Here is a 25,509-nt window from a genome sequence, read left to right as displayed (position 1 = left end):
CAATAAATAATCATATTTATATTGCAGTTCTCCATTGGTATGGTTAAAAGAATTCTATTTACACATCTATAATCGGTGAAGGTTTGATTACAATGACAAAAATTATTTTAGATCCGGCAACCAATGTTTATTATAGTTCCTTTTATATACAGGGACTTATAGACTATTATGGCAAGAGTTCTATAGAATTTAACAACTTACCTTATACGCATTTTAAATCACGCGGAAACAATTTCAATTGTATAATCATAGAACATAAACAGGAATTCAAAATATCTATTGATTTTGATGATTTTCCTTCTATAAACGATGAATGCTACGAATGGTGCGATAGATATGGGAAGGTAAATACAAATTGGAAACAAACACCTAAGAACGAATATCCCAAATTAATTTCATTAGTGCCCAGTTTTGGCATTCGTGTGTGGGACTTGGCCAACACTTCTCAATTGGCTATTTTCAATGCACTAAAAAGCAGACTAGATATTTCCAAAGCTCGAAAATTATTAGGAAGGTATAAGCGTCAATATCATCTTCGTCTACCCTTACAGTTTTACCAAAAGCCATTAAAAACAGCAGACACACCTTACATATTCCATATGAGCACCTTATGGTATTCCGACCAATGGAACAATAACGACGAAGGTGTTAATCTGACTCGGGCGAATTTTATCCGTGCATGCATAAAAATGCATTTAGTGAATTTTGAAGGAGGCTTGATTCCCCAAAATAAAAACAGATCATCCGTAAATCTTTTTTCAGATGTTATATGGAATCGTGAAATTCCAATCACTGAATATATTCAAAAGACAAAGGAATCATGGATTGTATTTAATACACCTGCTTTCTGGAATTGTCATGGATGGAAATTAGGCGAATATTTGGCATTAGGGAAAGCTATTATATCAACCCCTTTATCAAACGATCTTCCTGTCCCTTTGATTCACGGAGAAAATATACATATAATTAATAACGGAAGTAAAGAAGAAATAATACAGGCCATCTCTTTACTGATCTGTAATGATGATTATCGACACAAATTAGAATCTGGGGCTCGCTTGTATTGGGAAAAATACGGATCTCCTGTTGAATCGTTAAAACTCCTTGGAATATAGACATAAGTATGATTACAATAAAACATAAAGAGAAACCGAACCAATTTGGTTGATATTTGTTATTTTTTGAGCTATTAATAATGATACCCCTGATATAATCTGGGATTCATCACGAGTAAATTTAAAGAGAAATATATTGGGACTCTAATAACCAATTATTCGTTTATCAATATCGAATCCCGTTTCAACATGTATATGTTGATTGCTTCAATAATATAAAAGAGACTGATTAAAACATGATTATTTTACAATCAAAGTCCGGATTAATTCCATTCAAAATCATCTATTTTGCTCAAAAACCTTCATTAATAAATGGTATCTTTGGGACGTACCGTAGTACCCAAAGCAATAAGCATTCCTTTTTATTTAAACGCGAAACGATTAACACTCTAATTAATTCCCTAAAACAATCAGAATCAGAGTTATTGAGATCCTTTAAAAAGCAAACCGTGTACGAAATCAACCGTTCAATCAGAGATAGAGCAACAGAGTTTGATTTACACGCATCTATGACTGATTTTATGGATATTTATAACAACTACGCCGACACAAAAGGATGGCGCCATTATAAGTTACGAAAGGAGCTTAAGAATAATCTACATGCAACGGTCTGTAAATTGGATGGTAAAATCATCATTGGACATTTATATTTTTTAGACCCAAATAGTAAACGGGTATGTTTGGAAGCGTCAGTTTCCGATATTTGCCGGATTAAAAACATTCAATTAAGAGCTCTAATTGGCAGAGCCAACAGGCATCTGCATTATGCTGATATGTTATATTTTAAAAACTTAGGATTTGAACAATATGATTTTGGCGGGTATGATGACCACAACATTGATGATCCTAAAAAAATTGGCATCAATAGGTTTAAGAATAGCTTTAATGGAAAGTTAGTATACGAATCCAATTATACATCTTACCCTCTTTTGGCCTTATTTACGACAAAAAAAATCTATCGATATGTCACAAAGAAGTTTAAACAACAAAATAGCAATCGTTTATTCTTCCCTAAAGTAAATGCTTTAATACAGTTTATTCATGTTTTCCGTTATCATTCCCCTTTATAACAAAGCCGCGCATATTGAAAAAGCGATACGGTCAGTGTTGAATCAGTCTTACCACGAGTTTGAACTGATTATTGTAAACGATGGCTCTACTGACAATAGTTTGCAAGTGGTCAACCATTACCTGCATTCTCAGCAAAAAGAAGGTAATAACTCTCTAGTAGAGCATGTAAGGGTCATCAACCAGCCTAATGCCGGAGTCTCCATGGCGCGTAATGTCGGAGTACAAGAGGCAACATATGACTACATTGCCTTTCTGGATGCCGACGACTGGTGGCACAAGCATTATCTGGCAAAAATGAAAGATCTGATAGAAGAATACCCAGAAGCAAAACTCTACAGCGCCTCGTACTATCAGGTAAAAAGAGGAGTTCGACATAAAGCTAACATTGGAGTGGATTACTCATTTAAAGCCGGTTATATAGACTATTGCGAAGTATATGCCAAAACTCTCTGTATGCCGGTATGGACGAGTGCTACCATTATAAATAAAAAAGCCTACGAAGAGTTCCACGGAATGAATCCGGCAATTAAACTGGGAGAAGATTTCGATCTATGGATACGAATAGCTCTTAAATATAAAGTAGCTTTTCTGAACCAACCATTGGCTTATTATAATCACGATGTGGAACAAGAAAACCGGGCTGTTGTCTACGGACGCGTTTATCCTCCTCACCAGCATTTTATCTTCAATCTGGGATATCTCGAAAGTGAAGAACGTGAAAATGTGTTTCTGAAAAAACTATTGGATGCTTTGAGGGTGTATGTGTTACATCCATACTATTTAGACAAAACTACACGCGAGATCGCTAAAGTGGAACTTCTAAAAGTTGATTGGCAAAATCAGCCAATGAAAGAACGAATCAGGTACAGAATTCCGGTTTCACTTTTACAGTTACAGTTTCGTTTCATGCGATTGGGTTCAATAACCAAGCAATATATTCTTAAACATGCCAAAAAATGAATATTCAATGAGTGACCAGCATTCAAATGATGAGAGAGAGGAACTGAATGCTAAGCCTTGAACATTAAATCTTATAACGTTGAATTTCGTATGCGAATTGCCTATCTTTTGGGGTCATTAAACCGGGGAGGAACAGAAACGCTTCTTTTAGACTGTTTCCGAAATGCTGCTATAGCGGGATTCCCGTTTATCGGTATTTTCCGGAAAGCAGGTATACTTGCCGACGATTTCAAAAAGACGGGAGTCCCGCTCTATTGCCTCAGTCCGAAATCAATAGCTGATGTTACATATTTTGTAAAGTTGAGAAAGCTGCTTATCCGCAACAAAATTGCAATTGTCCATGCCCAACAACCTCTCGATGCTCTTTATGCCCGTATAGCTACCGTTGGGACTGGTATCAAAGTTGCGCTTACGTTTCATGGCTACGATATGGAAGCCGAAAAAACAGATAAGACACTCATTCATTGGATCATTCGTCACACAGACCTGAATATTTTCGTTAGCAACTCACAGAAAAAATATTACCATCACCGATATCGCTTTGCAGAAGAGAATGCTGTTACGGTTTATAATGGCATTTCATTCGACAAACTGACTCCCGCAAAAAGTAATTCATGGAGAACAGAATTGAATATAACATCAGATACCATTTTGCTTGGAAGCGTAGGTAACTTCGGAGGTGTAAGAGATCAGTTGACTATCTGCAAGTTCCTTAAACTACTAAACGACCAAGGAATAAATTTTTGCTTTTTATTTGTCGGTAAAAAAAATCCGGGGGAAGAGTGGCGCTACGACCAATGCGTTAGTTTTTGCCATGAAAACGGGTTGGACGACAAAGTGCTTTTTCTGGGTGCACGTTCGGATGTACCCGACATTTTGACTCAACTGGATGCATTTATCTATTCAACAGATCATGACACCTTCGGCATTGCTGTTATCGAAGCAATGGCCAGCGCTATCCCTGTTTTTGTAAACGACTGGGAAGTGATGCTGGAAATTACGGATAGAGGCAGCTACGCAAATATCTACAACACCAAATATCCGGAGGACTTACTCAATAAGTTTTTACCCTTCACCGTAAACCCTGATCGTTATAAACAAAAAGCGGAAGAAACAGCTCGATGGGTACGTGAAACATACAGCATCGAGAGTCACCTCAACCGGCTGAAAGAGACATACCAAACAATTATTAATCGTTAATTATTAATTGTTAATTACTGGGCATTTATCCCTGCGTTAGATGTTTCTTACTGCTCGTTTCTGAATAAAAATGGCTACCTTTGCAACTTCTTTTTTAAGCAATTTCTAACCTTCACATAATTCTTTTCTACATGACACGCGACAATGCTATTTTTGAGATTATCGAGAAGGAACATCAGCGCCAATTAAAAGGTATTGAGCTGATTGCGTCCGAGAACTTTGTAAGTGACCAGGTAATGCAGGCTATGGGAACATGGCTTACCAACAAATACGCCGAAGGCTATCCCGGCCACCGTTACTACGGCGGTTGCGAAGTAGTTGACCTGAGCGAACAACTTGCTATCGATCGTCTGAAAGAAATTTTCGGTGCGGAATATGCTAACGTTCAGCCTCACTCCGGAGCGCAGGCTAATGCGGCTGTATTTTTGGCAGTACTTAATCCCGGTGATAAATTCCTCGGTTTGAACCTTGCTCACGGCGGCCACCTTTCACACGGATCCCCTGTCAACAGTTCGGGAATTCTTTATCAACCACTGGCATACAGCGTTAAAGAAGATACTGGTCGCGTTGACTACGACCAGATGGAAGAAGTTGCACTGCGCGAACGTCCGAAACTGATCGTAGGTGGTGCTTCTGCTTATTCACGCGACTGGGATTATGCCCGTATGCGTGCCATTGCTGACAAAATCGGTGCTCTTTTAATGATCGACATGGCTCATCCTGCTGGTCTGATTGCTGCCGGTTTGCTCGAAAATCCGTTAAAATATGCTCATATAGTTACCTCTACCACCCACAAAACCTTGCGTGGTCCTCGTGGTGGTATCATTTTGATGGGCAAAGACTTTGAAAATCCATGGGGCAAGACAACACCGAAAGGCGAAATCAAGAAGATGTCTTCGTTGCTCGATTCTGCCGTATTCCCGGGTATCCAGGGCGGTCCATTGGAACACGTGATTGCTGCAAAAGCAGTAGCCTTCTACGAAGCATTACAACCATCATATGTTGAATACCAGACACAGGTGCAGAAAAATGCTGCTGTAATGGCTGACGCATTCATGTCCAAAGGCTACAAAATCATTTCTGACGGTACCGACAACCACTCCATGCTGATTGACCTGCGCACCAAATTCCCTGATTTAACAGGTAAAGTGGCAGAAAACAGTCTGGTAAAAGCTGATATTACAGTTAATAAAAATATGGTTCCGTTCGACAGCCGTTCTCCATTCCAGACTTCAGGTATCCGCGTTGGTACTCCTGCCATCACTACCCGTGGTGCAAAAGAAGGCCTGATGGGTGAAATCGTTGAAATGATCGACACCGTACTTCATAACACAGACAACGAAACTGTCATCAAATCCGTTCGCGACAAAGTGAACGGAGTGATGGCCGGATATGACTTGTTTGCATACTAAAAACAGCAAGCGAGATAATGAGAATGTGAGGCGGTGAGTAAAAACCGCCTCACATTCTCTCAAATTTTCAAACGTAACTTCTAAATAGATTTTTTTGGACTACGCAACAGACTTCAACGAAAAATACCGGCAACGAACCAAATTATTTGCTGTTTCAGTTATTCGTTTTTATTCTGCTTTTTGTAAACATGATGACGAAACACGAATTCTAGGCAAGCAACTGTTACGTTCAGGTACGTCTGTCGCAGCAAATTTTCGTGCTGTAACCAGAGGTCGTTCAAATGCTGAAAAATTCTCCAAATTATGCATTGTTGTTGAAGAAACAGATGAATCTCTATTTTGGTTGGAGCTATTAGAAGAGGCTCTTCTAATCGAAACAAAACATATTGAATCGATAAAAAGAGAAGCTGAAGAATTATTGAAAATATTTTCCATCACCCGTAAAAAATGGAGACAACAATAACTAACTTTTACATTTACTGGCTCGCTTTCTCACCATCTCATTATCTCACTATCTAATACATGATCGAACGAACCATTTTACTCAATGAAACTGTTGATCCGGTAGTTTTTTTCGGGGTCAATAACGCCAACATCGCCTTAATCAAAAACCTTTTTCCTAAGCTGAAAATAGTGGCTCGTGGAAATGTATTACGGGCATTGGGTGATGAAGAGATTATGGTTGCATTCGACGAATCTGTACAAAAACTACAGAATTATTGTGCCGAATATAATCTTCTCAATGAAGAGGTAATTATCGACATCATCAAAGGCAACTCTCCTACCGAGATAAAGCAGGACAACCTCATCATCCACGGTATCAACGGCAAAACCATTACCGCACGCACAGAAAACCAAAAAAAGCTCGTTAAGGAATTCGAAAAAAACGATCTCTTATTTGCTATTGGCCCTGCCGGTTCCGGAAAGACGTACACCGCTATCGCCCTTGCTGTGCGTTCTCTGAAAAACAAGGAAATTAAGAAGATCATTCTGAGTAGGCCTGCGGTCGAAGCTGGTGAAAAACTTGGCTTTCTTCCCGGAGATATGAAGGAAAAGATTGATCCGTATCTGCAACCACTCTATGATGCCTTGCAGGATATGATTCCCGGTGCCAAACTGAAGGAATTCATGGAAAACGGAACTATTCAGATTGCCCCTCTGGCTTTTATGCGCGGACGTACGCTCAATGATGCTGTAGTAATACTGGATGAGGCACAAAACACCTCCACGATGCAAATCAAGATGTTCCTTACCCGTATGGGCATCAACAGCAAGGTTATTATCACTGGAGATATAACCCAGATAGACCTTCCGCCCTCTCAAAAATCAGGTTTGATAGAATCGCTGGAAGTATTGCGGAACGTGAAGGGTATTTCGAAAGTAGAATTCTCTGTAAAAGACATCGTTCGACACAAACTGGTTCGTCAGATTGTAGAAGCTTACGATAAACATTCTAAGAAGAAAAAAGCTCTGGATAAAAAGAAGGTCAACGAAACAGTTACAAACCAATCATTGACCATTAACAATTAAGCGTTATCAATTATATCACGCTTCCACACGTTTCACAGAGCTCATTCCCTTTATCTTCAGGAGCTTCATGCACAGGTTATTGACCTGTTCCGTACCGTACACATACAGGTGCAAACGTCCATAGAATATCCCGTCTTTCGTTTCAATATTAATACTTTGAATATTGATCGAATATTCATCGGTGACAACGCGGGAAATCTCACGAAGCATCCCAATACGATCAATCCCATTCATTTCAACTGTTACCGCAAAAGATAGCTCTTTGTGCATTGCCCATTCTGCCGTAACGATCCGTTCTCCATGGCTGGCTTTAAGCTTCAGAGCTTCGGGACATTGGCGCTTATGAACAATCACCACCTCATCTTCATCCACGTAACCAAACACGTCATCGCCTGGTATTGGCTGACAACAGGGTGCAATGCGGAACGATTTGCCCGACTTTTCATCGGTCAAACGGAAGGTTTTTTTACGATCCACCTTGTGTGCGGACACTGTAGTTTCCTCTTCATCTTTACCCTTTTTATTTTCCGAGCTACCAAACTGAAGGGTAACAAACTTCTTCAAAAGGTTCGGTTGTCTGGGCTTAAATATCTTTTTTGAGATGTCTGTCAGATCAATATAATTCTTTCCTGCCTGGCGGTACAATTCCTTCTTGTCGGCCAATTTATAATACTCCACCAAACGTTGAATCGTGTCTGGCGTAGGAGCCAGGCTTACCTTTTTCAGCTCTTCTTCAATGTTTTTCTGCCCGGTTTGCGATACAGACGTAAGCTCTTTTTTCAGAGCAGTCTCCAGTTTTGTTTTAGCGCGAGCGGTAACCACAAAACGCAACCAGTCGGCCTGTGGCTTTTGCATTTTAGCTGTCAGGATCTCCACCTGGTCACCACTGGCAAGCACATGGCTCAAAGGTACTAATTTATGATTCACCTTTGCTCCGATACATTTGAACCCAAGATCGGAGTGAAGCAGAAAGGCGAAATCGAGTGCTGTAGCGCCCTGAGGAATCGTTTTAATTTCACCCTTCGGGGTAAACACAAATATTTCAGATGCAAAGAGATTCAGCTTCACGTTATCCATGAAATCCACTGCACTCGGTGTAGGATTCTTGAGCTCTTCCTTGAGCTCTTTCAGCCATTTATCGAGTTCTGTTTCATCATCGCGCTGTTCCCCTGTCTTATATTTCCAGTGGGCTGCAAGACCCTTTTCTGCTACCTCGTTCATATGCGTACTGCGAATCTGAACTTCAATCCAACGTCCGTGAGGCCCCATAACAGTGACGTGCAACGCCGAATACCCGTTTGCTTTAGGAGTACTCACCCAGTCGCGGATACGTTCGGGATGCGGGCGATATATCTGTGTGATAGCAGAATAAATAATCCAGCACTGCTCCTGCTCCGTCATTTCGGGTTTGGGTTCGAACACAATACGAAGAGCCAAGAGATCATACACTTCCTCAAACGGAATATTCTTGGTTTGCATTTTGTGCCAGACAGAATATACCGTCTTTACCCGCTCTTTCAATTCGGCAGTAAAGCCCAAAGCTTTCAGTTTCGCTTCAATCGGCGTTTTGAATTCGCTATAAACCTGTTCGTGTTCAGCGGATTCAGCTTCAATCAACGCCGTAATTTCGGCAAATGTTTCAGGGTGTTCGTACTTAAAACTGAGATTTTCGAGTTCGCTTTTTATGGAGAAAAGGCCAAGACGGTTGGCAAGAGGAGCGTAGATGTAGAGGGTTTCGCCGGCTATTTTATATTGCTTTGCCGGAGGCATGGAACCAAGGGTTCGCATATTATGAAGACGGTCGGCAATTTTGATCAGAATTACACGAATATCCTCGGACATGGTTAGCAGCAGTTTCCTGAAGTTTTCGGCCTGTTCTGAAACCCGTTCGGCAAATACTCCGCCCGAAATCTTCGTCAGCCCGTCCACGATGATGGCTATTCGTTTATTAAATTGATTCTCAATATCTTCTACCGTAAAATCTGTATCTTCAACCACATCATGTAAAAGAGCCGCACAAATGGAGGTCGATCCGAGCCCGATTTCCTGCGCCACGATTTTTGCTACTGCAATAGGGTGCATAATGTAGGGTTCACCCGACCGTCGCCGAATACCCCGGTGAGCCTCATTGGCAAACTCAAAGGCTTTCTGAATTATTTCGACCTTCTGTCGGTGTGGCGAATGGGTATAAACGTCCAGCACTTCGCTAAAAGCCTGCTGAATCATTACCTGTTCATCCTGCATCTGTTTTATCGGATCAATAATCATGGTAGTGACGAATGTTTGTCGTTAATCTTACGCCTGAGGCACAAATTGACCTTTTTTCCGTTTCAACTCGAAATCGCGCCCGAGGTACTTTTCACGCACAATAGGATTTCCTGCCAGTTCTTCAGCTGTGCCCTGAAACAGTGTTTTCCCTTCGAACAACAAATAGGCACGGTCAGTAATAGAAAGCGTTTCATCTACGTTATGGTCGGTAATCAGAATGCCGATATTCATATCTTTTAGATGCCATACAATATCCTGAATATCCTGAACGGCAATAGGGTCAACACCGGCAAACGGCTCATCGAGCATAATAAATTTAGGTTCGATGGCAAGACACCGGGCAATTTCTGTACGACGGCGCTCTCCCCCGGAAAGACGGTTACCTATATTTTTGCGGACATGACCAAGACTAAATTCCTTGATCAGCGTTTCAAGTTTTTCGGCCTGTTTTTCTTTTGAAAAATCGGTCATCTCAAGCACGGCACGAATATTGTCTTCGACCGACATCTGCCGGAAGACGGATGCTTCCTGAGCCAAATAGCCAATCCCGGCCTGTGCACGTTTATATACCGGAAACTTAGTTATTTCCTGTTCGTTTAAGAAGATTTTTCCTTCATTGGGAGTTATAAGTCCGGTGGTCATGTAGAAAGTTGTGGTCTTACCGGCACCATTCGGTCCAAGCAGACCTACAATTTCACCTTGCTTCAAATCAATAGATACGTGATCAACCACCGTTCTCTTGCCATATCGTTTGACAAGGTTTTCGGTACGCAATTCCATTGCACTGTTTTGCGACATAATATAAGAGATTTAACCACAAAAATAGCAAATCTTCCCAAAAATCGGGCATTTTATGCTAAAGGAATTTGTTAATAATAACAAGTAACTGATGATGAGGAGAGAAAGAAGAAATAGGTGGAGAGGTAGTGAGATAGAGAGACGGTGAGGTGGTGAACGCCAAGCCATAAACATTACTCACGTTTTGTGTCCTTTGTGAACCTCTTAGCGTTCTTTGTTTTTAAACACAGATTCTCACCTCGAAGTGCACAAAGGCTATCACTAAGTTCACGAAGAGAATTTTATATTTCTAAGAAGATAATAGACAGGCGACTAACTCTTAACCCAAACACACGTTTTGTGTCCTTTGTGAACCTCTTAGCGTCCTTTGTGGCAGAACACGGATTCTTTACCACGAAGTGCACAAAGAAATCACTAAGTTCACGAAGAGGATTTTATATTTCGAAGAAAATAGAAGGCTGATAACTAAACCTTAACCAACACACATTTTCTTTGTGTCCTTTGTGAAGATCTTAGTGATCTTTGTGGTTAAACACAAATTCTTACCACGAAGCACACAAAGGCTATCACTAAGTTCACGAAGATTGAACATTACACATCAAACTAAAACTCAGCAGATACCCTAAAATTCAGCAGCCTGCGGGTGAGATAGTTGGGAATAGCGTATTGACGATTGTAAATATCTGACAGCCAAATATATGAATTGACATTACTAATATCCAAAAGATTAAACACATCCAGATTGAGCCAAACGGATTTCATGTGCGAAAAGACTCCGGTTTGGGGCCGATGGGTTTTGTCTATCAACGCATAGGAAGCACCAATATCAACTCTGCGATAGTCAGGTGTACGAAATGCCATCACATACGGATTATGTGATGCGGCAACCGGCAATCCATCCGACCAGATCAGTTTCAGGTTCACTTTCAGGCGCTGATTGTTGGGCAAATAATCCTGAAAAAACATCGTAACGCTATAACGCTGTTCGTTAGGCCGCGAAATATAACCCGTATAAACAGAATTGCCGACGCCATCCGTTCCTTTCTGAATATTCTGTTTTGACTGCATCAGAGAGAGGCCGATCCAGGAATCGGAGCCGGGAACAAACTCACCAAACAATTTCATATCCAATCCTGCGGAATACGCCTTGGCGCAATTACCACCAAAATAGGTGATTTTCACATTGTCAACCACATAAGGAATCACATTTGTTGCAGGCTTGTAATAAGCTTCCGCGGTAAACTTAAAAGGACGATTCCATTTGATGAAGTGATAATCTGCCCCCAAAACAAAATGAAGTGACTTTTGCGCCTTGATTTGGCTATTAAGACTGGCAACCACATTGCCTCCTACCACGGCAGTATCACGCAACTCCTTGTAGAACGGGGTCTGATAATAGACGCCGGTAGCAAACCGAAATGAAAGGTTGCTCGATCGGGGGAAGAAAGCCACCGTAAGTCGGGGACTAAAAAGGAACTGTTTGTTGTACGACCAGTTATTCACCCGAAAACCTCCCGTAAATGACCATAAACCTTTATCTGAACGCAATTTATAGGTATCCTGGAAATATCCGCTTGACCGAAAAGATTCCAGTTGCAGATTAGCGGTAAGGTTATTGTACACTTTTAATGTCGAAGTGTATGGCAACGAGTAACCTGCTGAATCGCGATATTCCCACTCTTTCATCTTATTGGTAATACACTCTCTTTGCACTCCAATCCCCCACTCCAGCAAATGGTTGCCGGCACGAAACTCTCCCGCATGGCTTCCCCCAACAACAGAAGCATCCAGCGAGTTGCGCGCATGTTGACGATACGACCCGATACCAATCGTTGTCGAAGGCTCTCCTTTTCCATTTCCCGTCATGGCCAGTTCATAAAGCCAGTATTGCCCGGCAATGTCATACGTTTCTTCTTCGTTGGTATTGAAGGCCGAGGCTGAAAATCGGAGCTTCAGATTCTGCGTCGGCTTATAAGTCAACGTCAGAGCTCCGGTCTGTGTCTTGAAAACATCTTCTTCCTGTCCGTCAAAATAGACTTTCAATTGCAGCGGCATTTGGAGTGTACCGAATGATGTTTCCTGCTCTTGTGGAATAAAGCGGTAGTTGTTCTGCGAAATATTCCCCAGAAAGCTAAGTTCAAGGTGAGGATTGAAATTATACGTCAGATAGGTTTGGTAATCAAAAAAGGAGGGATCGTACTGGCCTTTGGTATCGAGAGACCCCAAAAGGAAAGAATTACTCTTGTAGCGCAAGCCGTGCATCTGACTGAACTTCGAAGAGGCCGTCCCCACATATGCCGAAGCGCCCTGCAATCCAGCAGAGAGAGCACCCTCAAATGTGGTGGGCTGTTTGTAGGTAATATCCAGCACTGATGACATTTTATCTCCCAATTTGGAAGAGAATCCGCCGGCTGAGAAGGCAACATTCTGCACCATATCCGGATTAATAAAGCTCAGACCTTCCTGCTGCCCCGCACGGATCAACAAGGGGCGATACACCTCAATACCATTTACATAAACGCTGTTTTCGTCATAACTTCCGCCTCTGACTGAATATTGAGAACTCAATTCGTTAGTGGAATGCACTCCCGGCAATGTACTAATCAACGACTCTATGCTGCCGCCACTTGCATCAGGCAACATCCGCCAGTGAGAAACGTCGATCAGTTCTGAAGTCGTGGTTTGCAAACGGGGTGCATTGACTTCTACCGCCGATAATTCGCGTGTATCCGTTTCCAGCGTAATATTGAGCTGAGCCAGTTTGAAATCGGGAAGTATCCTTTTCACAAATGGCTTGTATCCAACGCAGGAAACAAACAATTCGACCGAATCTTGAGCATTCAGGAGCAGCTCATAAAATCCGTTTTTATTGGTTGTAGTCCCAATCGCCATGCCTTTTATCGATACCGTTGCAAGTTCAATCGGCCGCTTTTCTTTATCATTCACATAACCAAAGAGCCTTGGTTTATGTTGTGCATAAAAGGCCGTTGACACACACAAAAGCAATATCAGCAAAAAGAATTTCTTCACAAACAGAAGTTTTATATGTTTGATCGGCACAATCAGAGTTCCAATCTGTCTGAACCGTTCATTTTTCCAAAACAAAGTTAATATATTAACGTGAAGTTCAAAAGTCTATTGTTTTCAATGCTTAAGGCATTTACTTTAATGATTATCCGCATAATGAACTAACGGCCTTTTTACTCCAGAGGCGTAAACCAGCAATAGAGGATGTCTCAATAGGGATATTGGTTTTGTAATAACTTACGAATCGAAAGTGTATCTTTGTTTGTTTTTTACCCCAACCCCTGAAGGGGCTATAAATCTGCTATTTTTATTGGCGTATAAGTCCCCTTTAGGGGATTTAGGGGTATAAAAATGAGCTTGTCTTTCTGTTTATACGGTTGTTAATAGCAACGTTGACTTTTTTAGACAACCACAAACCAATCCTAATCAATATCCTCTCCAAACCGCGTAGCGGTATCCCGCTTACAGGAAAACGCTTACAGCGTTATGTGCAAAATGCGATTTTCATTCCCGCCGGGATAAATCCCGACGTTATTATTGGAACAACACCTCCGGTGTTGAGCGGTCACATTGCGGATAATCATTTATTTTCTTGTCTCCACCCTGAAGGACGGAGTTATAAATATTTTTTTGGCACTAAAATAATTTGCATAATATTCTATATATATACACTTTACACAAATACAGCTCAATTACTCTCATTCATTAATAGTGATATTATAATAATTTAATTAGTGATACTATTGTAATTCGTTTGATTTGTATATATCTTTGCAACGTCAAAAAAAACAAAATCGTTCAACTATGTTAGAAACACTAAAGAAACTGTTCGGAATTACACCGAAAGCCGATTTCAAAGAGCTTGTCAGTCAGGGCGCCATTATCCTTGACGTTCGTTCAAAAGGAGAGTTTGCATCCGGTCATATTCAGGGATCAATCAACATTCCTGTCGACCAGTTATCCGGCAACCTCAATAAATTCAAAGACAAAAACCGTACAATCATCACCTGTTGCGCCTCCGGAATGCGAAGCGCCTCGGCAAAAGGAATACTTCTCTCCCGTGGATACACCAGTGTTCACAACGGCGGCAGCTGGTATAGTCTGAACAGAAAAATCAAATCATAATCACATATGGAACAAATTGTCATTATCGGCGGAGTGGCTGCCGGAGCTACCGCAGCCGCCAAAGTTCGTCGGATTTCGTCGGAAGCAAACATCACCATGATTGAGTCGGGACCGGACATTTCATTCGCCAATTGCGGACTTCCCTATTATATCGGCGGAGACATCAAAAGCCGCTCCAAACTGATTCTTCAAAGCCCGGAAAGCTTTAACGAACAATACGGCGTGGATGTACGCATCAACACCAGCGTCACAGCCATCAACCGCAAGGAGCATACCATCACCACAAAAAACTTCCAAACCGGAGAAACGTGCGTTGTTCCTTATACCAAACTGATACTGGCACAGGGCGGACGTCCCATCAAACCTGCTCTTCCGGGTGCTGACCTCAACCATGTGTTCACGCTCTGGACACTCGACAATATGGACAGCATTTATCGTCATTTGCAGGAACAGAAACCGAAAAACGCGGTAGTTGTAGGCGGTGGATTTATCGGTCTCGAAATGGTGGAAGCACTCACCAAGAAAGGACTGAACGTGAGCGTAGTTGAGATGATGCCACACGTCATGTCCATCATGGAAGCTGAAACCGCTGGATTTATCGAAAACGAAATGTTATCGCACGGAGTAACCATTCACACCGGCACTGCCGTTTCGGAAATCACTCCCGATGCTGTAAAACTTGCAAACGGCAAGATACTGGAAGCTGACATTGTTCTGCTCTCTATCGGCGTATCACCTACCCTTCAACTGGCAAAAGAAGCCTCGCTTTCTATCGGTGAAGCCGGCGGTTTGCTGGTGAATGAATACCTGCAAACAAACGATCCCGATATTTTTGCTGCCGGCGACATGGTCGAAATTGAACATCGTGTAAACGGGAAGAAAGTTCGCATTCCTCTTGCCGGACCGGCCAATCGCCAGGGACGTATTGCCGCCGAAAATGCTTTGGGAGGAAAACATCCATACAAAGGCGCACTGGGCACTTCCGTCGTGCGTGTTTTCGAAGCGGTTGCCGGAACTACAGGTTTATCGCTTAAGCAGGCTCGTGCACAGGGAATCGACGCCGACGCCGTGGTAGTACACAAAGAACACCATACCAGTTATATGCCGGGCGCCGAAACCGTGAGCGTGATGCTGGTATATGATAAGAAAACAGGCGTCGTCCTCGGGGGACAAACGGCCGGATACAAAGGAGCCGACAAACGGTTGGACGTGATTGCCACCGCTGCTGCCGCCAAACTGACGGTAAGCGACCTGTCGGACATTGACTTTGCCTATTCGCCACCAATCGGCACGGCCAACGACGCCATGAACATGGCGGCTTTCACGGCTGAAAACAAACTGTCGGGTTTCAGTCCGTCCGTTACCGCTTCGGAGCTGGATGCTTTTGTGGATGGCAAAAAGCCACTCTTCATTGATGTGCGTGACATTTTTGCTTTTGAGAAAAGCCATATCGAAGGCGCCAAGCATATCCCACTCGAATTATTGTTGCAACAATTACCGTCCGTTCCATCCGACCAATTGATTATTGTGTACGACGAAACCGGCAAAAAGGGACATCAGGCTCTCCGAACACTGAAAGGTGCCGGATTCAGCAACGTGGTCAACATTTCGGGAGGACACACTTCCTTGCAACGGCATGCCCGTGCGGTAGGATTCAAAAACATCGCTATCGACCTGTTGCCCATAGAAAAGAAGACTACCGAAAAACAGGAAGAAAAAACAGTTGAAACAAGCGCAGCAAAACCAGCAGAAACCAATTCGACGCTGATTGTGGATGTGCGGACGGTGGAAGAATTCCGTACCGGAGCTTACCCTGGTGCAGTCAACATTCCGTTGGACGAAGTGATGACCCGCAGCAGTGAATTTGGAGACAAATCTGACCGCGAAATAATTGTCTATTGCGTTTCGGGAGGCCGTTCGGCTTACGCGCAACAAATACTGATGCAGCTCGGTTATACCAACGTCACCAACGGTGGCGGACTGTCCACCATGATGGCACGCCGACCGGTTCAGCAAAAACCGTCTTCCAACCCTAAAAACCTGCCGCTGATTGTGGATGTGCGCACTCCGCAGGAATTTGCCGGTGGGGCTTACCCCGGAGCCGTTAACATTCAGCTGGACGAACTGCCAGCCAGAGTGAACGAACTGGGCGACAAAGCGAGAGACATTACGCTCTATTGTGCTTCGGGAGCCCGTTCGGCCTATGCGCAACGCATACTGATGCAGATGGGCTTCACCAACGTAAAAAACGGCGGCGGCATCATGCAGATGATGATGCAACGGTAAAGCCAATCGACTTTTTCAGGGCGCCAACGTTCGCCCACCGGATGAATTAAATTACTCCACTAACCAACTACACAGCCTCAACAGATGATTATACTTCATCCGTTGAGGCTTTTTGTTTTTGCAAAAATAATTATTTTACTAAATTTTATTTATTTGCTATATTTGTGGCGGAAGAGAAACCTTTTGTCACAAGAATGGCTATTAACAAAATAAGGAACAAGCACCACATTAAATTCATAAATAACAAAGCAAAATTTATGACTAAATTCCTAACTCTTAAACATTGGCAACTATTTGGATTACTTCTTGGACTTCCAGTTATTTTTCAGTTTTTTATGGAGTCAACAAATTCGAGTAATGATCCGACAGGAGAATTTAAAGTTTATCCTATATTGATAGTTTTGTATATGGGACTTTTTTTAGGGTGGTTTTATTCTCTCGGATCAAATCTACACAAAAAACTGCCTGAGACAGTAAATATGAATTTGAATAAGTTCAAATTATTTCTTTTGATACCTGCTGTTTATATGCTATTTTTTTCGGTTTATATATATAGCGTGTTTGCTACTAACACAGTGACAAACTCAGCTATTTTTGGAATAGTATTTCCACTTCATTTATTTTCTATGTTTTGTATTTTTTACTGTTTGTATTTCATTTCAAAAGAATTAAAAACAGTCGAATGGCAAAAGCCAGTGACATTTAGTGATTTTGCAGGTGAGTTTTTTCTAATTTGGTTTTTTCCGATAGGAATTTGGATTATTCAACCGAGAATAAACAAATTATTTGAAGATAAAACCAAAGACAAAACAGAATGCAAAAGTTCGACCATTTAATACACGAAAATACCGAGATAGAAGATCCCATCGGTTGGTGGGAAATTACAATCACTTTGCCGGCAAATGTCAGAACTATGATTTAACTGGATTAAGCTGATGACACAGATTTTAATCTGCTTAATCTTTTAATCTGCTATAATCATGGTTTAAACAATGAGTAGCAAATGTCAGAGCTCTGATTTTAGAGGATTAAGCAGTTAACACAGATTTTAATCTGACTAAGCCTAAGCCTTTAGGACAAACTTCAAACCATACTGATATACATTTATGGAAGAATACAAGTACAAAGAGATAACTGGTAGAATAATCGGAGCAGCCATGCAGGTGCATAAAGCACTTGGCAATGGCTTTCAGGAGGTAATTTACCAACGAGCTTTGGAAATTGAGTTGCCTTATTTCCAAATGTATTTCAAAAGAGAATTTGAAATGCCGATCTATTACAGGGAGGTAGAAATAGGGAGACGAAGAGTTGATTTTTTGATAGAAGACAATATTTCGGTTGAATTAAAAGCGGTCATCAGGTTGGAGGATGTTCATTTAGCACAAGCCATCAACTATCTCGAAGCATATAATATAGAAGTCGGTCTCTTAATAAATTTCGGAAGCAAAAGTTTGGAGGTAAAACGACTTATCAATTCGAAATTCAAACCCTCCTGATTCTGCTTCCATCATCTGATTAATCTTTAAATCTACTATAATCATAGTTTAGACAATTCCGACGGGACGAAAAAAGCAAGAGGTCATTACTCTCATAACGACCTCTTGTTTTTTTACTTTATATTATCTTTTTGAAGCTTCCAGCATCTCTCCCAGGCGAATCAGCAGATTGGGCTTCTTCTTGCGGATATATTCCGTTTCGGCGCTATTCATTGCTTCGGGCCAGGATTGCTTGTACTTTACCATGCGGTAAATCACGCCCCAGTCGGGCAAGCCACCTATATTTCTATCGTCGATAAAAATATCCACTTTCAGCTTTCTGGAAATCAGCTCGTCAGGATAAGGAGTTCCCGGGTGGTCGCTGTTTACCGCATAAAATTCAAGTCCCCGCTGGCGACAATACTCCAGAGCTTCTTCGAGCAATTCACCTTCCCTTACCGTCCATAAAATCAACTGATGAAACTCCTCTTTCTGCAAGCGTTTGAGCACATCAAAGGCAAAAGGTATTTCACGTCCGATTTTCGGATATTCGTGTTCTACAATTGTTCCGTCAAAGTCAACCGCTATAACCATGTTGTAAGATATCTATCGATTATTGATCATTAGTTTCGTCTTCTTCTACCTCTTCGTTGACAACCCCCAAACCCAGATCCGATTCGATATTTCGCTGGTTGGGTCGGCAAAACAACAGAATAATAGCCGCAATCGCCGTACACATGAAGAACGATTTATCGGAGAATAAGAAGAACAACAGAATGTTCAGTACTATATTGAAATCTACCACTGACAGGCGAATCGCAATCATCTGCTTATAAGCCCGCTCTTTCTCTGCATCCGGCTTTGCTTTTAAGCGTTCCACCAATCGGTGAAACCACCATAAAACACCCGGCAACGTACTCAACAACAGGATGAATACAAGCGACTGTAATGCTATGCCCGATTCTGAGCTTTTATCAAAATGAACAAAACGGGCTGCAAAGTACCCTGCAATCACGGCAACAACTGCCATTAAAAAACTCAGGTAATACCCGCGCTGCGAAAATCGAAGTACTCTTTCTGTCATTATTTGCATCCGAATGATTTGTTCTATGATTTCTCTTTTATCTACCCCAAACCCCTAAAGGGGCTTTTAAATCTGTCATTTTGAATATCTCTCTCTTTCCATTTCTCCCAAAGTCCCCTTCCGGGGAATCGAAGATCAGCGGAGCTAATTAGGGGCTAATTTGAAAAGACAAATTCGCTATCTCGCGGTCTCTTTTCTCGCCACCTCTCTATCTCACATGCTCGCTAACTATTTACAGTGCTCCTTTGGTACTTGGCAGGTCGCTGCTGAAAATATCGCGACGAATCGCCATTTTGATGGCACGGGCCAATGCTTTGAAAATGCCTTCGATCTTGTGATGTTCGTTTTCTCCTTCGGCCTTGATGTTGAGATTCATTTTGGCAGCATCGCTGAACGATTTGAAGAAGTGCAGGAACATTTCGGTCGGCATTTCACCCACTTTTTCGCGTTTGAATTCGGCATTCCAAACCAACCATGGACGTCCGCCAAAGTCAAGCGCCACCTGGCACAGACAATCGTCCATCGGCAGGCAAAAACCGTAGCGTTCGATGCCTCGCTTATCGCCCAAAGCTTTTGCAAAAGCCTCACCCAAAGCAAGAGCCGTATCTTCTATCGTGTGGTGTTCGTCAACTTCCAGATCGCCTTTTACCTTAACCGTAAGGTCGCAACCCGAGTGCTTGCCAATCTGCGCCAGCATGTGATCGAAGAACCCGAGTCCGGTAGCAATATCGCATTTGCCCGAGCCATCGAGATCCAGTTTTACGTAAATATCTGTTTCGCTGGTTTTACGAACCACTTCTGCAATACGTGGAGTACCCAGCAGGAAGTCGGCCACGCGATCCCAATCGGGCGAAACCAGTGCACAATACTCTTCCAGTTGCTTATCTTTCAATAAGACAGACACCTCGTCGTAATTGCGCATAAAAATCGCCTTGCAACCGAGATTCTTTGCCAATTGTACATCCGTCAGGCGATCGCCGATAACGTACGAATTTTCAATATCGGCGCTACCGTCCATATAACCTTTCAAAAGGCCTGTACGCGGCTTGCGGTTGGGTGAGTTATCTTCGGGAAACGACGTATCAATATGAATATCTTCAAAATTAATTCCCTCGTTTTCAAACGCTTTTAGCATTTTGCCCTGTACGGCATCGAAAGCTTCTTCGGGATAATCTTCCGTACCCAGACCGTCCTGATTGGTCACCATTACCAAACGAAAATCGCTTTTGGTGGCAATCTTATAGAGGTTACGGAATACTTTGGGATAAAACTCAAGCAATTCGAGAGAATCTATCTGAAACGTAACGGGGGGTTCGATAATCAGGGTACCGTCCCGGTCAATGAAGAGTACTGGTCTCATTTTATAGCAGCAATTTACAACCGACAACCAATCAACCGGTTGCAATATTGAGAATTAGGTTTTACAATACGAAGCCATTTGGTTGTTGTGCAAAGGTACAAAATTTGTCGTACATTTGCGGTTAAATTCATTATAGCTATGATCGAACTGCTACTCCGCTATTTCCCTCATCTCACCGAAACTCAACAACAACAATTCGCTCAATTACAGTCGCTTTATGCAGACTGGAACAGTAAAATAAATGTCATTTCTCGCAAAGACATCGACAACCTGTACGAACGCCACGTGTTACACTCGCTGGCAATCGCAAAAATCATCACGTTCCGACCGGGCACAACCGTGATGGACATTGGTACTGGTGGAGGTTTTCCGGGGGTGCCGCTGGCCATTCTTTTTCCCGAAGTGCAATTCCATCTGGTAGATTCTATCGGCAAAAAAATTAAGGTTGCCACCGAGGTTTCAACTGCCATCGGATTGAAAAACATCACGTTCCGCCATTGCCGCGGACAGGAAGAAAAAACGAAATTCGATTTTGTGGTGAGCCGTGCCGTGATGCCTTTGGGTGATCTGGTAAAAATCGTGCGCAAAAATATCTCTCCGAAGCAGGGAAACGCACTGCCAAACGGGCTTATCTGCCTGAAGGGAGGCGAACTGGAACATGAGATCCTTCCATTTAAGCAAGATGTTACCGTATACGACCTGAGCGAGTTTTTCTCAGAAGAATTTTTCGAAACTAAAAAAGGAGTATACCTGCCACTGCACAGTTAGAAAGTGAGATGGTGAGAAAGTGAGGTGGTGAGAAAGCCGAAATATTAAAATCGTAAACACATCAATATGTTTTCTTCTTTAAAAGACCGCGTTTCCGTACGCAAATATACAGAGCAGGCTATTCCGGCCGAATTACTAAACGAACTTCTGGAAACTGCCTGTCGAGCTGCAAACACCGGCAACATGCAAACTTACAGCATTGTAGTTACACAAGATCAATCCGTAAAAGAAGCATTGTCGCCCTGTCACTTCAACCAGCCGTCTATAAAACAGGCTCCGGTAGTGGTTACGTTCTGTGCCGACTTCAACCGTTTCAACAAATGGTGCGAACAACGCAACGCGGTACCCGGATACGATAATTTCTTATCATTCACCTCCGCAATGATTGACGCAACGATTGTGGCCGAACACTTTTGCGTGGCTGCCGAAAGCGAAGGATTAGGAACCTGCTATTTCGGAACAACCACTTATAACGCACACAAAATTATCGACGTGCTGAAACTTCCTAAATTCGTTGTACCCATCGTGACTCTGACCATCGGCTATCCAGCCGAAACTCCGAATCCGGTTGACCGTCTTCCTTTAGAGGGCATTGTGCACTTCGAAACCTATCAGGACTATTCAGCGGAAGATATCGACCAAATCTACGCCTACAAGGAAAGTTTGCCCGAAAACAAACAATTCATTGCAGAGAACAACAAAGAAACACTTGCTCAGGTATTTACCGATGTGCGTTACACCAAAAATGCCAACGAAACTTTCTCCGTACTCTTTTTGGATGTTCTGAAGAAACAAGGATATTTACCTGAATAATAAATCACCGTTTCATGGCATTTCGCCAGTGCATGTAACACATGAAGAAACAACAAATTACAATGTTTAAAAAGATCATTCTTTCATCCCTGATTATCTTTACCTTTGGCACTCTTGAAGCCCAAAAGCTCAACTACTTTGTAGAAGCCAGCCACTTTCTGGACAACAGGGAATACTCCGGCAACAGCGATAAATATGCCATTTCGCAAACTATGCTCGGCGCGCGGCTTAACGGAATGTTGGGTGCAAAAATAGATTCCACACAAGGATTTATGGCCGGCATCAATTACCTCTACGAATACGGAGACAAAATAGATGGCAACACACCCACCGTAAACTTGTTTTACCATTATCAAAAAGACGGACTGACAGGACTGCTGGGATCGTTTCCCCGTAGAGGTTTGCTCGACTATCCCCTGGCTCTGCTCAGCGATTCGCTCGACAACTACCGCCCGAACATCCAGGGCGCTTACCTTGAAGCAAGAGGCACATGGGGCTACGAGAATTTTTGGTGCGACTGGACCGGCCGTCAGCGTTCAAATGTAAGAGAATCGTTTTTAGCCGGTTTATATGGGCGAATCAATCTCTCACCGACGCTATTCTTCGACCACTATTTTTACATGTTCCACAAAGCTCTTTACGGAGGTCACCTCGAAGACGATCATATCCGCGACAATGGAGCTTTTGCCTTGCTTTTCGGAGCCGATTTTACCAAACAGACAAGCCTAAGGGAATTGTCTTTCAAAGCAGGAGTTTTGGGTTGCTATGACCGGGATCGGCCCGACCCCAAACTGCATTTCTGGGCCGGAGGCTTTGTGCAGGCTCATATTTACGCAAAAAAAATCGGAGTGGATGCCTCATACTATCGTGGCGGGAAGCTGAGAGTAGCCAATGGTGACGGTTTGTATCAGTCTGGCAACTACGGAAGGCTTGATTTTGCATATATTCCTGTCGAAAATAAATATGTAAGCTCGAGAGCCGCTATTTGTTTCCATATGGTGGATGGCGCATTATTAAACTCTCAACAATTAAGTTTAACCCTAAAATTAGGAGCATTTTGTAAGACACACCACAACAAAATGCCAAAATAAGATCAAAATGAAATCATTTTCGTTATAAATATGATATTTTGATAGCATAATACACATTAAAAGTCATTTTGATAGCTAAATCAATATTTTAACATTATATTGACACATATTAACCATTAAAATTTGCACTATGATTCAACTGCTCTTAACTTTGCAGTGTGATTTTTTCATAGTATTAGATTTTAAGGTTAACAAGGATTGGGTAGTCGTGAGACTGCCCATTTTTTAATGCTTTGTGAAAAGCCCGAATACCTTAAAATAAAAGACAAAAGACAGAATATAAGACAAAAAAAAACAGGAGCCGGACAACCGACTCCTGTTTCGTTATATATCTGGCAGAATCAATACGAATACGTCATATTATGAGGCTTTTTTTGACATTGACAACCAATAATATGATATGTAAATCCCAACATTAACGAGGTATAATTATCGCTGAAATGACGGGTTACTACATCATCCATCCTGTCGGAAACAAAGTTGGTGGCCAGATCGAGGCTGATAGCAAACCGGCGCGACACAAAAAAGCTTGCCTGAACACCGGCTCTTGCTATCGGCGAAATAACCATATCGGATGTATAGTCAACGTACTTAATTTTGGGACGATAAGCAGCACCCGATCCTAAAAACACCTGAAATTCAAAATTTCGATTCGGATCGTAATCTGCAATTAACCGGGTAACGTTTAACATCATATCAGCCGTTAGCGTTGCCGCCCAGGCATGATAATGATCAACACCATCGGGCGACCATTTGTATTTTACCCACCCGAGCTGCCCACGTGCCGACCACAGTTTGCTTATATCATAGCCCACACCTACTGTGAATATCGGGTTAACATTATTACTGATGGTGAAATTAGTCCCTTTTGCTCCCGGCATGTTATTTTCAGACATAAAAGCATTAAAACCGCCATAAAGGCTTACATACCAGTTAGGGAATGAAAGTTGCTTGCTAAACTGGGCATGTGCGCCAACACCAGCCATTACAAGCATAAGTACAACTATTAATTTTCTCTTCATGACTATCTAGTTTTGAACCTTTTCGGTGTGAAATACAATTGACATCTTTCAAGAAACGCTGCCCGTAAATGGTTTATTATATCCGCAATGTTATCTTTCCATAAATACGGAAACATACTCCATTACGGCCTCTTCGTCATCCGGATTAAACCAGCGTATCGATTTATCGCGATTAAACCATGACAACTGTTTTTTAGCATACCGGCGCGAATCCTGACGGATCATGTCTACCGCAAAGTCCTTGGTCCAAATCCCGTCAAAATAGTTGAACAATTCCTTATAACCTACAGTTTGCAAAGCATTCAAATCTTTCCATGTATAGAGGGAACGCGCTTCCTCCTCAAGACCTTCGTCCATCATTTCATCCACCCGGGCATTGATTCGCGCATATAACTCTTCTCGCGGGCGGTTTAGGCCTATCTTGACAATTTCAAACGGTCGCTGCTTGGCAGTGTTTGTCCGCATCGAAGAATAGGGTTTATTGCAGGTAACACACACCTCTAACGCATGAAGAATGCGCTGTGCGTTCATCAGATCCACCTGATTGTAATAATCGGGATCGAGCAATTTGAGCCGCATCCGAATGCCTTCCAGACCTTCTGCATCATACAATTTCCGGATTTCAGCTCTTACTTCGGGGGAGATTGTGGGCAAATCGTCTATTCCATTGCATACCGCATCAATATACAGCATAGAACCTCCCACCATCAGCGCATACGGGTGTTCTTCAAAGAGATTTTCAAGCAGTTTTATGACATCCAATTCAAATTTCCCTGCATTGTATTGCTCATGAATAGAGTGAGTGCCTACATAATAATGTTCAGCCGCTTTCAATTGCTCTTCGGTAGGAGCCGCTGTTCCTATCTTCATTTCACGATAAAACTGACGTGAATCGCATGAGATTACCGGACTCTGCAACAGCTTCGCAATCCTAAGACTCAAAGTGGTTTTACCCACTCCGGTAGGGCCCAATAAAACAAATAGAACAGGTGGTTTTTTCTCGAAATCTTGCATAAGCTGACTGTTTGGCTGAATATTCGAAACAAAATTAATCGTTTTTTTTTTACCCCACATACAAATCTCCAAAATATTAAAATAAGTTAA

General features: G+C 42.3%; 22 protein-coding genes. 14 read left to right on the top strand and 8 right to left on the bottom strand.

Features of this window, described 5'->3' with window-relative positions; all coding sequences use genetic code 11:
* Nucleotides 1–92: 92 nt before the first annotated feature.
* The 7 genes from F8N35_RS03890 to F8N35_RS03860 all read left to right on the top strand — a co-directional run bounded on the left by F8N35_RS03890 (nucleotide 93) and on the right by F8N35_RS03860 (nucleotide 7,288).
* Nucleotides 93–1,115 carry a glycosyltransferase family 1 protein gene (locus F8N35_RS03890; protein ID WP_293050039.1) on the top strand — a complete coding sequence of 341 codons (1,023 nt, stop codon included), beginning with the start codon at nucleotides 93–95 and terminating at the stop codon, nucleotides 1,113–1,115.
* 236 nt (nucleotides 1,116–1,351) lie between these two features.
* Nucleotides 1,352–2,185: a hypothetical protein gene (locus F8N35_RS03885; protein ID WP_293050038.1), complete on the top strand. Its 834-nt coding sequence runs from the start codon at nucleotides 1,352–1,354 to the stop codon at nucleotides 2,183–2,185.
* A complete protein-coding gene (locus F8N35_RS03880) occupies nucleotides 2,157–3,146 on the top strand; it encodes a glycosyltransferase family A protein (protein WP_293050037.1) in 990 nt (329 codons plus the stop codon). The genes F8N35_RS03885 and F8N35_RS03880 overlap by 29 nt, the downstream gene beginning before the upstream one ends.
* Nucleotides 3,147–3,236: 90 nt before the next feature.
* Nucleotides 3,237–4,346, top strand: a complete 1,110-nt coding sequence (locus F8N35_RS03875; RefSeq protein WP_293050036.1) for a glycosyltransferase — start codon at nucleotides 3,237–3,239, stop codon at nucleotides 4,344–4,346.
* A 131-nt stretch (nucleotides 4,347–4,477) separates the two neighbouring features.
* Nucleotides 4,478–5,758, top strand: coding sequence for a serine hydroxymethyltransferase (gene glyA / locus F8N35_RS03870; protein ID WP_293050035.1), 1,281 nt, complete (start codon nucleotides 4,478–4,480; stop codon nucleotides 5,756–5,758).
* Between the two features lie 94 nt (nucleotides 5,759–5,852).
* Nucleotides 5,853–6,221, top strand: coding sequence for a four helix bundle protein (locus tag F8N35_RS03865; protein ID WP_293050034.1), 369 nt, complete (start codon nucleotides 5,853–5,855; stop codon nucleotides 6,219–6,221).
* Between the two features lie 59 nt (nucleotides 6,222–6,280).
* Nucleotides 6,281–7,288 (top strand): PhoH family protein, encoded by a 1,008-nt coding sequence (locus tag F8N35_RS03860; RefSeq protein ID WP_293050033.1) that lies wholly within the window; start codon nucleotides 6,281–6,283, stop codon nucleotides 7,286–7,288.
* A 15-nt stretch (nucleotides 7,289–7,303) separates the two neighbouring features.
* Here F8N35_RS03860 and F8N35_RS03855 read toward each other — a convergent pair whose 3' ends face one another.
* The 3 genes from F8N35_RS03855 to F8N35_RS03845 form a co-directional block, all read right to left on the bottom strand.
* Nucleotides 7,304–9,556, bottom strand: a complete 2,253-nt coding sequence (locus F8N35_RS03855) for a RelA/SpoT family protein (RefSeq protein WP_293050032.1) — start codon at nucleotides 9,554–9,556, stop codon at nucleotides 7,304–7,306.
* Nucleotides 9,557–9,583: 27 nt separating this feature from the next.
* Entirely contained in the window at nucleotides 9,584–10,354 is a 771-nt protein-coding gene (gene lptB / locus F8N35_RS03850) for an LPS export ABC transporter ATP-binding protein (RefSeq protein WP_293050031.1), read from the bottom strand.
* A gap of 603 nt (nucleotides 10,355–10,957) precedes the next feature.
* Nucleotides 10,958–13,384 (bottom strand): TonB-dependent receptor, encoded by a 2,427-nt coding sequence (locus F8N35_RS03845; protein WP_293050030.1) that lies wholly within the window; start codon nucleotides 13,382–13,384, stop codon nucleotides 10,958–10,960.
* An 801-nt stretch (nucleotides 13,385–14,185) separates the two neighbouring features.
* Between F8N35_RS03845 and F8N35_RS03840 the strand changes: the two genes are divergently transcribed.
* The 4 genes from F8N35_RS03840 (at nucleotide 14,186) to F8N35_RS03825 (ending at nucleotide 18,288) form a co-directional block, all read left to right on the top strand.
* A complete protein-coding gene (locus F8N35_RS03840) occupies nucleotides 14,186–14,506 on the top strand; it encodes a rhodanese-like domain-containing protein (protein ID WP_293050029.1) in 321 nt (106 codons plus the stop codon).
* A gap of 6 nt (nucleotides 14,507–14,512) precedes the next feature.
* Nucleotides 14,513–16,792: an FAD-dependent oxidoreductase gene (locus tag F8N35_RS03835; protein WP_293050028.1), complete on the top strand. Its 2,280-nt coding sequence runs from the start codon at nucleotides 14,513–14,515 to the stop codon at nucleotides 16,790–16,792.
* Nucleotides 16,793–17,049: 257 nt separating this feature from the next.
* Nucleotides 17,050–17,628: a hypothetical protein gene (locus tag F8N35_RS03830; RefSeq protein ID WP_293050027.1), complete on the top strand. Its 579-nt coding sequence runs from the start codon at nucleotides 17,050–17,052 to the stop codon at nucleotides 17,626–17,628.
* A gap of 270 nt (nucleotides 17,629–17,898) precedes the next feature.
* A complete protein-coding gene (locus F8N35_RS03825) occupies nucleotides 17,899–18,288 on the top strand; it encodes a GxxExxY protein (protein WP_293050026.1) in 390 nt (129 codons plus the stop codon).
* A gap of 123 nt (nucleotides 18,289–18,411) precedes the next feature.
* On the opposite strand, the gene F8N35_RS03820 is transcribed toward F8N35_RS03825, so the two are convergent.
* The 3 genes from F8N35_RS03820 to hisB form a co-directional block, all read right to left on the bottom strand.
* A complete protein-coding gene (locus tag F8N35_RS03820) occupies nucleotides 18,412–18,861 on the bottom strand; it encodes a BT0820 family HAD-type phosphatase (RefSeq protein WP_293050025.1) in 450 nt (149 codons plus the stop codon).
* A 19-nt stretch (nucleotides 18,862–18,880) separates the two neighbouring features.
* Entirely contained in the window at nucleotides 18,881–19,351 is a 471-nt protein-coding gene (locus tag F8N35_RS03815) for a hypothetical protein (RefSeq protein WP_293050024.1), read from the bottom strand.
* A 232-nt stretch (nucleotides 19,352–19,583) separates the two neighbouring features.
* The gene (hisB, locus tag F8N35_RS03810) at nucleotides 19,584–20,711 is read right to left on the bottom strand and encodes a bifunctional histidinol-phosphatase/imidazoleglycerol-phosphate dehydratase HisB (protein WP_293050023.1); all 1,128 of its coding nucleotides are present in this window, start codon (nucleotides 20,709–20,711) and stop codon (nucleotides 19,584–19,586) included.
* 141 nt (nucleotides 20,712–20,852) lie between these two features.
* Here hisB and rsmG point away from each other — a divergent pair, with 141 nt between their 5' ends.
* The 3 genes from rsmG to F8N35_RS03795 all read left to right on the top strand — a co-directional run bounded on the left by rsmG (nucleotide 20,853) and on the right by F8N35_RS03795 (nucleotide 23,383).
* Entirely contained in the window at nucleotides 20,853–21,479 is a 627-nt protein-coding gene (rsmG, locus tag F8N35_RS03805) for a 16S rRNA (guanine(527)-N(7))-methyltransferase RsmG (RefSeq protein ID WP_293050106.1), read from the top strand.
* Nucleotides 21,480–21,545: 66 nt separating this feature from the next.
* Complete coding sequence (locus tag F8N35_RS03800; RefSeq protein ID WP_293050022.1) at nucleotides 21,546–22,292, top strand: nitroreductase family protein; 747 nt, start codon at nucleotides 21,546–21,548, stop codon at nucleotides 22,290–22,292.
* Between the two features lie 41 nt (nucleotides 22,293–22,333).
* The gene (locus tag F8N35_RS03795; protein ID WP_293050021.1) at nucleotides 22,334–23,383 is read left to right on the top strand and encodes a hypothetical protein; all 1,050 of its coding nucleotides are present in this window, start codon (nucleotides 22,334–22,336) and stop codon (nucleotides 23,381–23,383) included.
* A gap of 341 nt (nucleotides 23,384–23,724) precedes the next feature.
* On the opposite strand, the gene F8N35_RS03790 is transcribed toward F8N35_RS03795, so the two are convergent.
* Together F8N35_RS03790 and miaA are read right to left on the bottom strand one after the other, a co-directional pair.
* Entirely contained in the window at nucleotides 23,725–24,405 is a 681-nt protein-coding gene (locus F8N35_RS03790) for a hypothetical protein (protein ID WP_293050020.1), read from the bottom strand.
* A 90-nt stretch (nucleotides 24,406–24,495) separates the two neighbouring features.
* Nucleotides 24,496–25,419 (bottom strand): tRNA (adenosine(37)-N6)-dimethylallyltransferase MiaA, encoded by a 924-nt coding sequence (gene miaA, locus F8N35_RS03785; protein WP_293050019.1) that lies wholly within the window; start codon nucleotides 25,417–25,419, stop codon nucleotides 24,496–24,498.
* Between the last annotated feature and the right edge of the window lie 90 nt (nucleotides 25,420–25,509).

The organism is Paludibacter sp., from assembly GCF_009712605.1.
Taxonomy (GTDB): Bacteria; Bacteroidota; Bacteroidia; order Bacteroidales; family Paludibacteraceae; genus Microbacter.
This window is presented reverse-complemented; position numbering and strand designations above follow the sequence as displayed.